9 protein-coding genes are annotated in these 16,416 nt (G+C 68.2%); 7 read left to right on the forward strand and 2 right to left on the reverse strand.

The features are described 5' to 3' along the window. Positions 1–4 precede the first annotated feature (4 nt). Positions 5–1,843 (reverse strand): sigma-54-dependent Fis family transcriptional regulator, encoded by a 1,839-nt coding sequence (locus FHW83_RS24820; RefSeq protein ID WP_176649047.1) that lies wholly within the window; start codon positions 1,841–1,843, stop codon positions 5–7. Between the two features lie 254 nt (positions 1,844–2,097). Between FHW83_RS24820 and FHW83_RS24825 the strand changes: the two genes are divergently transcribed. From FHW83_RS24825 to FHW83_RS24855, 7 genes are all read left to right on the forward strand, one after another. Next, positions 2,098–3,573, forward strand: coding sequence for a benzaldehyde dehydrogenase (locus FHW83_RS24825; protein WP_176649048.1), 1,476 nt, complete (start codon positions 2,098–2,100; stop codon positions 3,571–3,573). 26 nt (positions 3,574–3,599) lie between these two features. Continuing rightward, a complete protein-coding gene (locus FHW83_RS24830) occupies positions 3,600–4,367 on the forward strand; it encodes a coniferyl-alcohol dehydrogenase (protein WP_176649049.1) in 768 nt (255 codons plus the stop codon). 51 nt (positions 4,368–4,418) lie between these two features. Continuing rightward, positions 4,419–6,119 carry a DUF1302 domain-containing protein gene (locus FHW83_RS24835; RefSeq protein WP_176649050.1) on the forward strand — a complete coding sequence of 567 codons (1,701 nt, stop codon included), beginning with the start codon at positions 4,419–4,421 and terminating at the stop codon, positions 6,117–6,119. Between the two features lie 14 nt (positions 6,120–6,133). Continuing rightward, positions 6,134–7,492, forward strand: a complete 1,359-nt coding sequence (locus tag FHW83_RS24840) for a DUF1329 domain-containing protein (RefSeq protein WP_176649051.1) — start codon at positions 6,134–6,136, stop codon at positions 7,490–7,492. 14 nt (positions 7,493–7,506) lie between these two features. Beyond that, on the forward strand, positions 7,507–8,547 hold the full coding sequence (locus tag FHW83_RS24845; protein WP_176649052.1) for a YCF48-related protein: 1,041 nt from the start codon (positions 7,507–7,509) through the stop codon (positions 8,545–8,547). A 12-nt stretch (positions 8,548–8,559) separates the two neighbouring features. Next, entirely contained in the window at positions 8,560–12,693 is a 4,134-nt protein-coding gene (locus tag FHW83_RS31400) for a carboxylesterase family protein (protein ID WP_176649053.1), read from the forward strand. 129 nt (positions 12,694–12,822) lie between these two features. Then, a complete protein-coding gene (locus tag FHW83_RS24855; protein WP_176649054.1) occupies positions 12,823–15,684 on the forward strand; it encodes a diguanylate cyclase in 2,862 nt (953 codons plus the stop codon). A gap of 12 nt (positions 15,685–15,696) precedes the next feature. On the opposite strand, the gene FHW83_RS24860 is transcribed toward FHW83_RS24855, so the two are convergent. After that, entirely contained in the window at positions 15,697–16,320 is a 624-nt protein-coding gene (locus FHW83_RS24860; protein ID WP_176649055.1) for a DUF4351 domain-containing protein, read from the reverse strand. Between the last annotated feature and the right edge of the window lie 96 nt (positions 16,321–16,416).

The raw sequence follows: 16,416 nt of genomic DNA on the forward strand, positions 1-16,416 counted from the left end.
CAGTTTATAAGCGTTCATCGGCCGCTGGCCTGGCGCCGGCCGCTTCCTCTTCCCGCTTGCGCATGCGGTAGGCCAGTTTGGGCCGCGTCAGGCCGAGCAACCGCGCCGCCGCCGACAGGTTGCCCTGCGCCTGCTCGACCGCCGCCACGATCAATGCTTGCTCCAATTGGTCGAGCGACCAGGCGCCGCCGGACGCATTCAACAAGCCCGGCACCATGTCCAGCAGCTGCTTGCCCTGTCCGCCCGCCTCTTCCCTTGGCGCCTCGCCCTGCCTCAGCTGTCCCGTCACGCTGAGCGAGAAATACGACTGCGCCGCATCCTCGCCGCTGGTGAACAAGTGCGGCAGGTCGATCGGCCCATCCTCGTTGGCGTAGATGGTGCCGCGCTCGACCAGATTCTGCAATTCCCGGATATTACCGGGGAACGCATAATTGAGCAGCGCGTCCACCGCGCGCGCGGTGAAGCCAGTCACGCGGCGCTGGTGCTTCTCCCCGTAGTGCCGCAGGAAATAACTCATCAGCAGCGGAATGTCGTCGCGCCGGTCGCGCAGCGGCGGCAGGTGGATCGGGAACACGTTCAGGCGGAAGAACAGGTCTTCGCGGAAGCGCCCAGCGCGGATCTCCTCGCGCAGGTTGACGTTGGTGGCAGCCACCACCCGCACCGCCACGCGGATGCTGCGCGCGCCGCCCACGCGTTCGATCTCGCCCTCCTGCAGGGCGCGCAACAGCTTGCCTTGCGCGACCATGCTCAGCGTGGCGATCTCGTCGAGGAACAGGGTGCCGCCGTTGGCGCGTTCGAAGCGGCCCGGCCGCGATTCCGAGGCGCCGGTGAACGCGCCGCGCTCGACGCCAAACAACTCCGACTCGATCAGCGTCTCCGGAATCGCGGCGCAGTTCACCGCCACGAAGGGCCGCTCCTTGCGCGGGCTGATCTGATGCAGCATGGACGCGAACATCTCCTTGCCGACGCCCGATTCGCCGGTGAACAGCACCGTGGCCTCGGTCGGCGCCACCCGCCGCAGCATGTGGCAGGCCGCGTTGAAGGCGGACGACACGCCCACCATCTGCTTGTCCTGCCCGCCACCCTCGGCCGGGAACAACACGGCGGTGTTGCGGGAATTGGCGCCGTTGCGCTGGCCGTAGGCGGTGCTGACAAACGCCTCGGCGTTGAAATAACTGAGATCCTCCTCGATGTCGTCCCACTCGTCGGCCGGCTTGCCCAGCAGGCGGCAACGGCGGTGCCCCATCGACTGGCACTCGACCTCGCGGTAAACGATCAGGCGTCCCACCAGCGCGCTGGTGTAGCCGATCGCGTAGCCGGTCTGCATCCAGCACGCCGGCTCGGTGCCGATGCCGAAGTGGGCGATGTGCGCCTCGTCCTCGCTCGAGTGGTGCCACAGGAATTCGCCGTGATAGGTGCCGCGCTCGACGTCGAATTCGAAATGCACCGGCTCCACCTTGACCGCGCCCTCCAGCGCGTGCATGCGCGGACCGGCCGCGAACAGCGCCGCCGGCTCGGCGTCCGGCCAGCGCTCGCGCAGCAGCTGCGCATCGCGCATGCCGGCCGAGTAACCGACCCGCGTCAGCAGGCCGCGCGTCTTTTCCATGCCGAGGCTGTCGACCAACTCGCGCCGCAGGTCGCCCAGCGAACTGGTGTGCATGAGCTGCATGCGTTGGCCGTTCAGCCAGATGCGGCCGTCGCCCGGCGAGAACTGCAGGCTCTGCGTGAGGTCGTCCAGCGTCGGCGGCGCGCCCGCGTTCATATGGGCGCTATCGCCGCGATTGAGAATCCGGCTTTCCGACTTGGCCATGTCGGCCAGCGATACCTGCTGCACGTGCTTCATCGAGTTCCTTGCGACGCTGAATGAATTGATCAAATGGTACAACGGCCCCAACGGGTTTTGATCAATTGATCAAAATTTATCGTGACGCGATTTCTGCTGCAACGCAGCGCGCGATCTCGCGCCGTGAAAATTACTGAATAAATTGAAGCATTTAGCACCCCCTGCGGTGCGGCATGCGCGGCTCCCAGGGCACTGGCACGGAATTGGCTAATACAAGCGTAAAAGCCACAACAACCACGCCACAGGAGACCAACATGGGCGCACCCGACGCGATCGCGTTTTTACACGACATCATCTGGCAGGGCAAGATCTTTGACGGCGGCTGGAGCGCCGCGCGAGGAGGCAGCCAGCCCATCATCGAACCGGCCACCGGCGCCACGCTGGGCCACACCGGCAAGGCCAACGGCGACGACGTCGCGCGCGCCGCCGCCCTCGCCCGCGCCGCGCAGCGCGACTGGGCCGCCAGCGACTATAAAGAACGCGCCGCCATCTTCCGCCGCGCCGCCGGGCTGCTGGAGCAGCACCGCGACGAGCTGGCCGAATGGATCGCGCGCGAAACCGGCGGCATCCTGCCCAAGGCCCAGCTGGAACTGCGCGAGGCCGTCGCCCACCTGCACGAGGCCGCCGCCATGCTGACCCAGCCGCAAGGCCAGTTGCTGGCGGCGCCGCACGGCCAGTTCAGCATCGCGCGGCGCGTGCCGCACGGCGTGGTGGGCGTGATCTCGCCATTCAACTTTCCCCTGATCCTGTCACTGCGCTCGATCGCGCCGGCGCTGGCGGTGGGCAACGCCGTGGTGCACAAGCCGGACCTGCAAACCCCGGTCGCCGGCGGCGTCATCATCGCCCGCATCTTCGAGCAAGCCGGCCTGCCGCCGGGCGTGCTGCATGTGCTGCCCGGCGGCGCCGACGCCGGCGAGGCGCTGTGCACCCATCCGGACATCGGCATGGTGTCGTTCACCGGCTCCACCGCCGTCGGCCGCCGCGTGGCCGAGCTGGCGGGACGCTCGCTGAAGAAGGTGGCCCTGGAACTGGGCGGCAAGAATTCGCTGGTGATCCTGGACGACGCCGATCCCGACGTGGCCGCCGCCAACGTGGCCTGGGGCGCCTATCTGCACCAAGGGCAGATCTGCATGGCCTCCGGCCGCATCCTGCTCCAGCGCGGCATCGCCGCCGCCGTCACCGAACGCCTGCTGGACAAGGCCGCCAGCCTGCCGGTCGGCGATCCGATGAGCGGCACCGTGGCGCTCGGCCCGCTGATCAACGGCCGCCAGGTCGAACGCCTGCACGGCATCGTGCAGGACTCCATCGCGGCCGGCGCCCGGCTGCTGGCCGGAGGTTCCCACGACGGCCGCTTTTACCTGCCGACGGTGCTGGCTGACGTGCGTCCCGGCATGCGCTGCTTCGAGGAAGAGCTGTTTGGCCCGGTGGCCTCGATCAGCGTGTTCGACAGCGATGACGACGCCATCGCGCTGGCCTCCCAAACCGAGGGTTGTCTGGCGCTGGGCGTGATCTCGCCATCGCTGGCGCGCGCCATGCACATCGTCAACCGCGTGCCCTGCGGCCATGCCCACATCAACGACCAGACCGTGGTGGCCGAGGTGCATGCGCCGTTCGGCGGCAGCGGCAGCTCCGGCAACGGCGGCCGCCACGGCGGCCCGGCCGACTGGGACGAATTCACCCAATGGCAATGGCTGACCATCAAGAGCCAAGCCCCGCACTACCCCTTCTAACCACACACAACAACACGAGAGACACCATGGAATTACTCAATAAAACCATTGTCATCACCGGTGCCTGCTCCGGCATCGGCGCCGAAACCGCCCGGCTGGCGCGCGCGCGTGGCGCCACCGTGATCGGCATCGACCGCAATACCCCTGGCCTGACGCTGGACGGCTTCATCCAGGCCGACCTCGGCAGCGTCGAGGGCATCGACGCTGCCGTGGCCCAGCTGCCGCAGCGCGTGGACGCGCTGTGCAACGTGGCCGGCGTGCCCGGCACCGCGCCCGCCGAGCTGGTGGCGCGGGTCAACTACCTGGGGCTGCGCCACTTGACCGAGCGCGTGCTGGAACGCATGCCGGCCGGTTCGTCGATCGTCAACATCGCCTCCATCCTGGGCGCCGAGTGGCCGCAGCGGCTGGCGCCGCACAAGGAGCTGGCCGCCGTGCGGGGATTCGAGGCCGGCGCCGGCTGGCTGCGCGACCATCCGGTGCCGCAGGAGACCTGCTACCAGTATTTCAAGGAGGCGCTGCTGGTCTGGACTTACGTGCAGTCGCAGCCATGGTTTCTGGAGAAGTCGGTGCGCATGAATTGCGTGGCCCCGGGGCCGGTGTTCACGCCCATCCTCGGCGACTTCGTCTCCATGCTGGGCCAGGAGCGCGTGCAGCGCGATGCCGGCCGCATGAAGCGCCCGGCCTATCCGGACGAGATCGCGCCGGTGGTGGCCTTCCTCTGCTCCGACGCCGCGCGCTGGATCAGCGGCATCAACATTCCTGTCGATGGAGGGTTGGCGTCCACCTTTATTTAACGCAGCAAGCAGCACCCACCACCCATACCTAAAACTATCCCTGGGGGAGACATGAAACAACAACCTGCACTGCGCCTGTTGGCGCTGGCGGTAGCCGCCGCCCTGCCCTGCCACGCGGCCCTGGCGTTCGAATTCGACACCGGTTCCGACGTCAAGGTCAGCTGGAACAACACCATCAAGTACAGCGCCGCCTACCGCCTCAAGGACGCCGATCCGCGCCTGCTGGCGGGCGGCTATCCCGGCTACGGCCCGGCCGACTTCACCGGCTACAACCTGGACGACGGCAACCAGAACTTCCGCAACAAGGGCATCGTCTCGAACCGGGTCGACTGGCTGACGGAGCTCGATGTTGGCACCCGCAACGCCGGCCTGCGCGTCAGCGCCGCCGCCTGGTACGACTCGGTCTACAACGGCAGCAACGACAACGCCTCGCCCGGCAGCAACGCCGGCGTCCTGACCGGCAACGGCAACCAGCAGTTCACCAAGGGCACGCGCGTGCTGCACGGCCGCAACGCCGAGCTGCTGGACGCCTTCGTCTTCGGCAAGGGCAGCCTCGGCGAGCTGCCCGGCACCGTGCGGCTGGGCCGCCACACGCTGCAGTACGGCGAGAGCCTGTTCTTCGGCGCCAACGGCATCGCCAACGCGCAAGGTCCGGTCGACCTGGTCAAGCTGCTGTCCGTGCCCGGCGCCCAGTTCAAGGAAATCCTGCGTCCGGTGAACCAGCTGTCCGGCCAGCTGCAGGTGCTGCCGAACGTGTCGATCGGCGCCTACTACCAGTTCGAATGGCGGCCGACGCTGATTCCCGGCGCCGGCAGCTACCTGAGCAGCTACGACGCCGCCGGTGCCGGCGCCAGCGCCTTCCTGGTCGCGCCCACCAACTCCGGCGCGCCGGCGTTCTACACCCAGCCCGACCGCAAGGCCAGGAATTCCGGCCAGGGCGGCGCCCAGGTCAAGTTCACGCCGGCCGGCAGCGATATCGAGTTCGGCCTGTACGCGGCGCGCTACCATGACAAGACGCCCTACTTCTACCTCGGCTTCGCGCCGGCCTTCCCGCCCGGCGCGCCGGCCACGGTGCAGGCGGTGTACGCCGAAGGCATCAAGACCTACGGCGCCAGCGCCAGCACGGTGCTGGGCGGCGTCAACGTCGCGGCCGAAGTGTCGGTGCGGCGCAATACGCCGCTGGTCAGCGACCCGACGCCCAACTTCCTGTCGCGCCAGGGCGGCGGCGCGCTGGCCGACAACAGCGGCAACCCGGCCTACGCGGTGGGCAACAGCGCCCACGTCAACCTGTCGGCCATCTACGTGCTGCCGACCAACAGCCTGTTCCAGGGCGGCTCGCTGCTGGGCGAACTGGCGTGGAACCGCCGTACCAGCGTCAGCTTCCAGGGCTCGCTCGATCCCAACACCACGCGTGACGCCACCGCCGTGCGCATGATCTTCGAGCCGGCCTATTACCAGGTGCTGACCGGGCTGGACCTGACTGTGCCGATCGGCGTCGGCTACAACCTGTCCGGCCGCTCGTCCACCATCTTCAACTTCAACGGCGGCAGCGCCCATGGCGGCGATTTCAACATCGGCCTCAGCGGCAGCTATCAGCAGGACTGGAAATTCGGCATCAGCTACGTGCGCTTCCTGGGTGGCACCGGCACCTTCCTCAAGAACAACCCGGCCACCAACACGCCGATCCTGAGTTATGCGCAATCGCTGAAAGACCGCAACTACATCTCGCTCAACATCAAACGCGCCTTCTGAGAATGGAACACCCTATGAAATCCAACGCACACCTGCTGGCCGGCGCCATCGCCCTGATCCTCACCCACAGCCTGGCCACGGCGGCCGTCACCGCCGACGAAGCCGCCGCGCTGAAAACCACGCTGACGCCGCTGGGCGCCGAGAAGGCCGGCAACAAGGATGGCAGCATTCCCGCCTGGGAAGGCGCCTACGCCAAGGTGGCGCCCGGCTACAAGCCGGGCGACGCCCGCCCCGACCCGTTCGCCGCCGAGAAGCCGCTGTTCTCCATCACCGGCAAGAACGTCGACCAGTACGCGGCCAAGCTGTCGGCCGGCACCGTGGCCATGCTGAAGAAGTATCCGGCCTACCGGGTCGACGTGTATCCGACCCACCGCACCGCCGGCGCCCCGAGCTGGGTGTATGACAACACCTACAAGAACGCCACCCGCGCCAAGACGGTGGATGGCGGCTACGGCGTGGAGGGCGCCTACGGCGGCATTCCATTCCCGATTCCGAAGACCGGTTACGAGGCGATCTGGAACCACCGCCTGGCCTGGACCGGCGAGACGGCGATCTACAACACCCGCACCTGGATCGTCACGCCGGACGGCAAGCGCTCGCTGGCCAACGAGGCCGAGCAGACCGTCATGCGGCCCTACTACTTCAAGGAAGGCAGCCTGGAGAAGATGGAGGGCATGTACCAGTACGGCCGCCTGATCACGCGCGCGCCGGCCTCCAAGGCCGGCGAAGGGATTCTCGCCCACGACGGCCTGAACGAGGCGTCGCCGCGCGCGCTGTGGCAATACCTGGTGGGCCAGCGCCGCGTGCGCCGCGCGCCATCGGTGGCTTACGACACGCCGGACTCGGTCACCTCGGGCATCGGCTTCTTCGACGAGGCGTTCATGCTGTTCGGTCCGATCGACCACCATGAGCTCAAGCTGATCGGCAAGAAGGAGCTGTACATCCCCTACAACAACAACCGCGCGGCCGCCGCCAAGATCGCCGACCTGGTGGGACCGCAATTCCTCAATCCCGACCTGGTGCGCTGGGAGTTGCACCGCGTGTGGGAGGTGGAAGCCACGGTGGCGCCCGGCAAGCGCCACGTGGTGGCCAAGCGCCGCTACTACCTGGACGAGGACAGCTGGCAAGTGATCCAGATCGACGGCTACGACGCGCAGGGCCAGATCTGGCGCAGCAACTACACCCTGACGCTGCTGGCGCCCGACCTGCCGGCGGTGCTGGGCAGCGTGATGTGGGGCACCTACAACGTCCAGACCGGCGCCTACCTGCTGAACGCCTCGTCGAATGAACTGCCGGTGCAGTACAAGCCCATTCCGCGCCTGCCGGTCAGCTACTTCGGTCCCGAGGAACTGGCCAACCAGGGTTCGCGCTAATGCGGAGCGATGCCATGGCGATCCATAAAACCCTGTTGTTGACGCTGGCCGCGGCCTGGCTGCTGCCAGCCTGGTCGGCGCAGCCGGCGCCGGCGGTGCTGACCAGCCCGGCGATCCTGTCGGCCAAGGCCGGCGGCGCCGTCATGCTGGCGCTGGCGCAGGCCGGCCCACGGCTGGTGGCGGTGGGCGAGCGCGGCATCGTGCTGCTGTCCGACGACAACGGCAACAGCTGGCGGCAGGCGCCGACGCCGGTGCAGGTCAGCCTGGTGGCGGTGCAGTTCGTGACGCCGCGGCTGGGCTGGGCGGTCGGCCACCTCGGCGTGGTGCTGCACACCAGCGACGGCGGCCACACTTGGCGCAAGCAGTTCGACGGCCTGCAGGCCGCCGACAGCATGGCGCGCGCCGCCAGCACCCCGGCCGAGAAACGCAACGCCGAGCTGATGCAGGCGGACGGGCCCGACAAGCCCTTCCTCGACCTGTACTTCGCGGACGCCAACAACGGCTACATCGCCGGCGCCTACAACCTGCTGTTCCGCACCGGCGACGGCGGGCGCAGCTGGCAGCCGTGGCAGCAGCACGTGCCCAATGCGAAAAACCTGCACCTGTACGGCGTGCGCGCGGCCGGCAACGCGCTCTACCTGGCCGGCGAACAGGGCTCACTGTTCCGTTCGCTCGACCAGGGCGCCACCTTCGAGGCGCTGGCCTCGCCGTACAAGGGCAGCTATTTCGGCCTGGTGGCCGCGCCCGGCGGCGAGCTGGTCGCCTTCGGCCTGCGCGGCAGCGCCTGGTGGTCCGGCGACCAGGGCCGCAGCTGGACGCCGGTGGAGACCGGCCTGCAGCAGGCGCTGACCGCCGGCATCGTGCTGGCCGACGGCCGGCTGGCCCTGCTCAGCCAGGGCGGCGAGGTGCTGATCAGCGGCGACCACGGCCGCAGCTTCGCGCGCCAGCCCGGCGCCCAGCCGCTGCCGTCCGCCGCGCTGGCGCAGGCGGCCGACGGCGCGCTGGTGGTGGCCGGCCTGCGCGGCGTCCAGCGCCGGGCTTTACCCAACAACTAGGCAGGAATCCTTATGCATAACGACCACGACCTGGACCAGCAGCCCGTCATCCGGCGGCTGCAGGACTTCGACACCGGCTCGGGCAACCTGGCCGAGCGCGCGCTGTTCAACTTCCGCCCGCTGATCATCACGCTGTGCCTGCTGCTGACGGCGCTGCTGGGCTGGCAAGCCACGCACCTGCGGCTCAACGCCAGCTTCGACAAGATGATCCCCACCTCGCACCCCTACGTGCGCAACTACCTGGCCCACAAGACCGAGCTCAGCGGACTGGGCAACTCGCTGCGCATCGCGGTGGCGGTGCGCCAGGGCAGCATCTTCGACGCCCGCTACCTGGCCACGCTGCAGAAGATGAACGACGAGATCTACCTGCTGCCCGGGGTTGACCGGCCGTTCATGAAATCGCTGTGGACCGCCAACACCCGCTGGACCGCCGTCACCGAGGAAGGGCTGGACGGCGGCACCGTGATCCCGGACGACTACGACGGCTCGCCGCGCAGCATGGACGTGCTGCGCGCCAACGTCGAGCGCTCGGGCGAGATCGGCCAGGTGGTGGCGGCCAACTTCCAGTCGACCATGCTGTTCGTGCCGCTGCTGGACATCAATCCGCAGACCGGCCAGGCGCTCGACTACCGCCGGTTCTCGCAACAGCTGGAGGCGCTGCGCGCCAAATACCAGGCCGAGGGCGTGGACATCCACATCACCGGCTTCACCAAGATCGTCGGCGACCTGATCGAGGGCCTGCAACAGGTGCTGGTGTTCTTCGTGGTGGCGATCGCCATCGCCGGCGCGGTGCTGTACTGGTACACGCGCTGCTGGCGCAGCACCACGCTGGTGATGCTGTGCTCGCTGGTGGCGGTGTTGTGGCAGTTCGGCCTGCTGTCGCTGCTGCACTACGAGCTGGACCCCTACTCGGTGCTGGTGCCCTTCCTGGTGTTCGCCATCGGCATGAGCCACGGCGCGCAGAAGATGAACGGCATCATGCAGGACGTCGGCCGCGGCACCCACAAGGTGGTGGCCGCGCGCTACACCTTCCGCCGCCTGTTCGCGGCCGGCATGGCGGCGCTGCTGTGCGACGCCGTGGGCTTCCTGGTGCTGGCCATGATCGAGATCAAGGTGATCCAGGACTTGGCCGTGATCGCCAGCATCGGCGTGGCGGTGTTGATCTTCACCAACCTGGTGTTGCTGCCGATCTTGTTGTCCTACACCGGCGTCAGCGCCCGCGCCGCCGCGCGCAGCCTGCAGGCCGAGCAGGCCCAGCAAGGCAGCGCGCCTTGGCTGTGGCGCGTGCTGGACCGCTTCACCCAGCGCCGCTGGGCCACGGCGGCGGTGCTGGCCAGCGCGGTGCTGGTGGTGCTGGGCTTCATGGTCAGCCTGCAGCTGCAGGTAGGCGACCTCGATCCCGGCGCCCCCGAACTGCGCGCCGATTCGCGCTACAACCGCGACAACGCCTTCATGGTGCGCAACTATTCCGCCAGCGCCGACGTGCTGGTAGTCATGGTCAAGACCGGCGCCGACCAGTGCACCCAGTACCAGACGCTGGCCAAGGTCGACGCGCTGGCCTGGCAGCTGGAACAACTGCCGGGCGTGGACTCGACCAATTCCATGGCCGCGCTCAGCAAGCTGGCCGCCAGCGGCTACAACGAAGGCAACTTCAAATGGTACAACCTGACGCCCAACCAGGGCGCGCTGGGCGCGGTGCAGACCCGCGCGCCGCGCGAGCTGTTCAATCAGGATTGCTCGCTGCTGTCGCTGTACGTCTACCTGAAGGACCACAAGGCCGCCACGCTGAACGGCGTGGTCGCCACGGTGGAACGCTTTGCCGCCGCCAACAACACGCCGCAGGAGCAATTCCTGCTGGCGGCCGGCAGCGCCGGCATCGAGGCCGCCACCAACATCGTCGTCAAGAAAGCCATGCACGACATGCTGTACTGGGTCTATGGCGCCGTCATCGTGCTGTGCTACCTCGCGTTCCGCTCGTGGCGCGCGGTGCTGGTGGCGGTGCTGCCGCTGGTGCTGACCTCGATCCTGTGCGAGGTGCTGATGGTGTGGCTGGGCATGGGCGTCAAGGTGGCCACGCTGCCGGTGATCGCGCTGGGCGTCGGCATCGGCGTCGACTACGCGCTCTACGTGCTGAGCGTGGTGCTGGCGCGCCAGCGGGCCGGCGCCAGCTTGTCGGAGGCGTTCCAGCATGCGCTGCAATTCACCGGCAAGGTGGTGATGCTGACCGGCGTCACGCTGGCCATCGCCGTGGCCACCTGGATCTGGTCGCCGATCAAGTTCCAGGCCGACATGGGCATCCTGCTGGCCTTCATGTTCCTCTGGAATATGGTGGGCGCGCTGGTGCTGCTGCCGGCGCTGGCCCACTTCCTGTTGCCGGGCAAGCCATCGATCAAACCGGACCCCGACTCGCTGCGCGTGACCGGCCTGGGTTCGGTGGTGGGCTACGGCGAGCGGCATGCCACCCATGCCTGGCTGGGCATCCCCTACGCCAGGCCGCCGGTGGGTGAGCTGCGCTGGCGCGCGCCGCGGCCGCCGCAGCCATGGGAAGGTGTGCGCGAGGCCCTGCGCTATGGCGAGGTGGCGGTGCAGTTCGCCGGCGAAACCATCGGCGCGCCGCGCAAGCAGTGGGGCCAGATCACCGGCTCCGAGGATTGCCTGACGCTCAACGTGTTCGCGCCGCGCATGACGCCGGCCGAGCTGGCGCAGCGCAAAACGCCGCTGCCGGTGATGGTGTGGATCCACGGCGGCGCCAACACCGCCGGCAGCGCCTCGGCCTACACCGTCCTGCGCAACCTGGCAGGACACGACCAGATGGTGGTGGTGTCGATGAACTACCGGCTCGGCATCTTCGGCTGGTTCAGCCTGGACGGTCTGGAGCAGGACGCCGGCGCCGATCCGGCCTACGCGGCGCTGGACCGCTCGGGCAACTTCGGCACGCTGGACATCATCGCCGCCCTGCGCTGGGTGCGCGAGCACATCGCGGCCTTCGGCGGCGATCCCGGCAACGTCACGCTGTTCGGCGAATCGGCGGGCGGCCAGAACATCTACACCATGCTGGCCAGCCCGCTGGCCAAGGGCCTGTTCCACAAGGCCATCCTGCAATCGCCGATCACGCTCAGCCATAGCCTGGCCGAGGCGCGCAACCCGGCCGACGCCGCCGAGCCCGGCCACCCGGCCAGCTCCGGCGAATTGCTGCGCCGCTGGTCGCTGGCACCCGGTCCGCAGCTGGCGGCCGCCTTGCGCGCCCGGCCGGCGGCCGAGCTCATCGCGGCGATCAAGCCGGCCGGTCTCGGCTTCTACGACGTGCCGGTGGTGCTGCGCGACGGCGTGGTGCTGCCGCCGACGCCGATGGAGCAATGGTTCACCGATCCCGCGCGCTACAACGCGGTGCCGGTCATCATCGGCTGCAACCGCGACGAATACAAATTGTTCATGGCGAACAACCCGGAATTCGTGCGCCTGCTGGGCGGCCATGTGCCGCTGATCCGCGATCCGGAGCAATACCGGCTGCATGCGCGCTACATGTCCGACCTGTGGAAAGCCAACTGCGTCGACGCGCCGGCCAGCAGCATGCTGGCCGGCGGGCACGATCAGGTGTGGGTCTACCGCTTCGACTGGGACGAACATCCCAACGTGCCGCTGCTGCGCCTGAAACTGCTGCTGGGCGCGGCCCACGTGATCGAGATCGCCTTCGCGCTGCGCGATCTGGACGGCGAGTTCGATCCGCTGCGTTGCGCCACCAAAGGCAACCGCGCCGGCCGCCAGCAGGTGTCCGAGGCCGTGGCCGGCTACTGGACCAGCTTCGCCCGCGACGGCGTGCCGGGACGCGGCGAGCGCCAGCAACGGCCGGCCTGGCCGCGCTGGAACACCGAGCCCGGCGCCGACAAGCTGATGCTGTTCGACGGCCCGGCCGGCGGCGGCGTGCGCGCCAGCGCGCTGCGGCTGGACAGCGACAGCCTGAAACAGGCGCTGGCCGCCGACGTGGCCTTCCAGCAGGCGCCGCGTGAGCGCATGCGCCTGTATGCGCGCATGTTCAGCTGGTCTATCTTCGCCAACCGCGTGGGAGCGGCGGAGTTCGCGCGCTTCGCTGCGGCGCAGCAAATACCATGCAGCCCGGAGGAGTTCAAGCCGGCGCACTGGCCCTGAACGGGGCCACTGAAAATTCTGCTTGGCAAAAAACGGGATGCGCCATAAGCTTGTCTTATGACAACAACATGCTTCAACGCATCTTCCGTTTCGCCTGCGCCGGCCCTCGCCCTCTTTTGGCGGCTTGCGGTGCTGCTCTTGCTGCCCGTCATGGCGGCGGCGCAGCAGGCGCCGTTGCGCTATTACGGCCAGCAGGACGGCCTGGCCAACCTGGCGGTCACCGCGCTGGCGCGCGGCCGAGGCGGTCACCTGTGGGTCGGCACCGAGAACGGGGTGTATCGCTACAACGGCGCCAGTTTCCGCCGGTACGCGCAGGACGAGGGCATGGACGAGCCAGCGGTCACCGCGTTGACGGTGGACCACGAGGACAATCTCTGGGTCTCCAGCTACAACAAACTCTACCTGAAGGTCGGCGAACGCCTGCGGCCTGTGCTGCACGACGATGGCCAGCAGATCGACAGCTTGCCTTCACAGAACCTGTCGATCGCGCCGGACGGCACCCGCTACCTGGTGACGGGCGGCCAGCTGTACACCCTGGGCTTGCGCGATGGCCGTACCCGGGTGCGGCCGGTGTTCGCACAGCCGCAACTGGCGCGGCTGGCGGCGCTGGCCGACCTCACCGGGGTGCTGGCGGAAGCCGGCGCCAACTTGTGGCTGGGCTGCGGCGAGGCGCTGTGCCACGCCGGCCCCGGCGGCGTCACGGTGTGGGGCCCGGCGCAAGGGGTGCCCCGCGGGCGCTGGGACGCCCTGCTGCGCGACCGCGAGGGACGGCTGTGGGCAAGCTCGCAGCGTCGCATCATCGTCCTGGCGCCGGGCGCACAAAGCTTTGCCGACCGCACACCGGCCGGCGACGTCATGCGCAAGGAGAAGCTGCGGGCGGTGCTGGCCGAAGACCACGAAGGCCGCATTCTCAGCAACACCGACGACGGCCTGGCGCGCTGGGAGCGCGATCACTGGGTACTTTACGGCCCTGCCAACGGCCTGCGCGCGGCTGGCGGCATCACGGCCGTGCAATCGGACGCCGCCGGCGGCCTGTGGCTGGGCTCGCGCGGCCTCGGCCTGGTCAACTGGCTCGGCTATGGCAACTGGGAAAATTGGAGCAGCGCGCAAGGCCTGCCCAGCGACGTGGCGCTGTCCTTTGTCCGCGACGAGCGCGGCGTGCTGTACGCCGCCACCAGGGAGCGCCCGGCCCGCCTGCTGCCGGGCGCGCGGCGCTTTGCCGAGGTGCCGGCCGACCACACGGCCGCGCAATGGAGCAGCCTGGCGCTCGACCGCGGCGGCCAGGTGTGGGCCGCCACTTATTCCGGGCTGCTGGCGCGGCTCGGTCCGCACGGGCCGGCGCGCGTGCACACGCGCGCGCTGTCCGGCGTCAATGCCCTGATGACCGATCCCCAGCAGCGCCTCTGGCTGGCCACAGGGGACGGGATCTCGGTACTCGACACGGGCAGCCCCAACCAGGCGGTGCGCGTGCCTGCGGGCCTGCCCAAGCCGGGCGAAGCGGACGCCACACCCGTGCACGGCCAGTGCCTGGCGCCGGACGGGACGCCGTGGTTCCTGGACGACATCCAGCTGCGGCACTTGGACGCCAACGGTTGGCAGGCGTACGCCGCGCGTCCGCCGGGAGGCAACGCCCAGTTCTCCGTCCTGGCTTGCTCCGCCGACGGCGCGCTGTGGCTTGCCGACAGCCGCAATCGCCTGTGGCACGCGACCACCGCCGCCTCCGGCATGCAATTCCGGCCGGTCGACCAGGGACCGCTGGGGGGCGCCCACATCATCGCGCTGTGGGAAGACCGGCGCGGCTGGCTGTGGGTGGGCACCGACGCCGGCGTCGCCATCTGGAACCGCCAACACTGGCGCTTCTTCGACCAGAACGACGGCCTGGCCTGGAACGACACCAACGGCAGCGTGTTCTACGAAGACCGCGACGGCTCGATGTGGATCGCCACCAGCAACGGCGTCTCTCATGTCCTGTATCCGGACCGGTTGTTCGCCACGCAGCCGCTGAGCGTGCGGATCGAACAGGCGCGCCACGAAAACGCGGCGCTGGCGCCGGGCCGGCCATGGACCTTGCCTTGGTCCGGCGCGCCGCTGGAGGTGGAACTGGCCAGCCTGCATCCGCAGAACCGCAGCGCGCTGCGCTACCACTACCGGATGGCGGGCCTGGAAAGCGGCTGGGCCGAATCGGCCACCCCGCAGCTGCGCTACGCGGCCCTGCCGCCGGGCGAGTACCAGTTCGAGTATTACGCCACCAACACCTATAGCCACAGCGCCTCGCCGCTGCAGCGGCAGGCGGTGACGGTGCTGCCGCCGTGGTGGCGTACCACGCCGTTCTACCTGCTGTGCGCGGTGCTGGGCCTGCTGTTGCTGAGCCTGGCCTACCGGCTGCGGGTGCGGCACCTGCTCCAGCGCCAGCTGCACACCGAGCAACTGGTGCGCGAGCGCACGCGCGAGCTCGAACAGTCGCGCGAGCAACTGCGCCAGCGCGCGCTGAGGGACAGCCTGACCGGCGCCTGGAATCGCGGCGCCATCATGGAAATCATCGAGCACGCGCTGGCGCAGGCGCTGGCCCAGAGGCAGCCGCTGCTGCTGGTACTGCTCGACCTGGACCACTTCAAGCGCATCAACGACAACTACGGCCATGGTGCCGGCGACGCCGTGCTGCGCGAGGCGGTCGCGCGCCTGGGTGCGGCCGTGCGCCAGAGCGACGCGGTGGGCCGCTACGGCGGCGAGGAATTCCTGGTGGTGTTGCCGGGCCTGAACGAGGCCAACGGCCATGCGCGGGTGGAGGAGCTGCGCCACGCGATCCGCCACGAACCGATGCGCATCGACCAACAGCAGGCCATCGCCGTCAGCGGCAGCTTTGGCGCGATGGCCTTCGATCCGATGCGGCCACTGCCCATGGCGCAATTGATCGAGCTGGCCGACCAGGCGCTGTACCGCGCCAAGGAAAATGGCCGCGACCGCATTGAGTACGGTGCTTTGCCGCCGTGAGGCACAAAGGGCTCACTGCCGGCCTGAAGGAAATTCCTCGTGAAAAAGCTGCTTTAGCGATTGCGCCGTCACCAGCGCATCGCTCCAGACTTCCACCTGGGCCAGGCTCGCCTTGGCCAACTTGTCGCTGACAACGGGCGGCAATGGCCCGAAACGCCGCACCAATTGCCGTTCCAATATCGCGGTAGCGCCTTCCTTGCGTCCTTGTGCCAGCCCTTGCTCGATGCCTCGCTCCATGCCTCGCTCTATGCCTTGCTCGATACCTCGCTCCAGGCCTATCTTGATGCCATCATTGATCAACATTTGCTCCAGTGGGTTAAATAACTTCTTCATCCCGCCCTCCTTTGCCAGCCAGATGACTTCCTCCAAGTACCGTCGCTCATATGGCTCAGGCAAGGTCATCATCCAGTTAATCACGTCGAATAAAACAATTATGCGCCGCTCTCGCCAACCATGCATGAACAGTAATTGAGTCAAATGGCGCTTGGCCACATACAGCTTGTCGGCATCGTGACGCGCCCGCTGCGTCAGCGCATGCGCCAGCGTGACCCATGCAATCGGGTTATCCGAGGATTCCAACGCTTCCATATCAGTCACGTAATCGAGCAACTTTGCGGTACCGAAAGAAAACGTCATCGCTGTGTTATGCATCTGCTCATGGAGACCTTCCGGACGCCAATGTGGATCAGCACCCGCCGCCAGTCGATGCGCGTGCCGAGATCAGGGACCATC

Origin of the sequence: Duganella sp. SG902, assembly GCF_013376005.1 — a bacterium.
GTDB lineage: Bacteria > Pseudomonadota > Gammaproteobacteria > Burkholderiales > Burkholderiaceae_D > Rugamonas.

What these genes read in the sequence shown, in the direction of transcription:
- FHW83_RS24820 (WP_176649047.1), bottom strand. Translation starts at nt 1,843, where the DNA reads ATGAAGCACGTGCAGCAGGTATCGCTGGCCGACATGGCCAAGTCGGAA.
- FHW83_RS24825 (WP_176649048.1), top strand. Translation starts at nt 2,098, where the DNA reads ATGGGCGCACCCGACGCGATCGCGTTTTTACACGACATCATCTGGCAG.
- FHW83_RS24830 (WP_176649049.1), top strand. Translation starts at nt 3,600, where the DNA reads ATGGAATTACTCAATAAAACCATTGTCATCACCGGTGCCTGCTCCGGC.
- FHW83_RS24835 (WP_176649050.1), top strand. Translation starts at nt 4,419, where the DNA reads ATGAAACAACAACCTGCACTGCGCCTGTTGGCGCTGGCGGTAGCCGCC.
- FHW83_RS24840 (WP_176649051.1), top strand. Translation starts at nt 6,134, where the DNA reads ATGAAATCCAACGCACACCTGCTGGCCGGCGCCATCGCCCTGATCCTC.
- FHW83_RS24845 (WP_176649052.1), top strand. Translation starts at nt 7,507, where the DNA reads ATGGCGATCCATAAAACCCTGTTGTTGACGCTGGCCGCGGCCTGGCTG.
- FHW83_RS31400 (WP_176649053.1), top strand. Translation starts at nt 8,560, where the DNA reads ATGCATAACGACCACGACCTGGACCAGCAGCCCGTCATCCGGCGGCTG.
- FHW83_RS24860 (WP_176649055.1), bottom strand. Translation starts at nt 16,320, where the DNA reads ATGACGTTTTCTTTCGGTACCGCAAAGTTGCTCGATTACGTGACTGAT.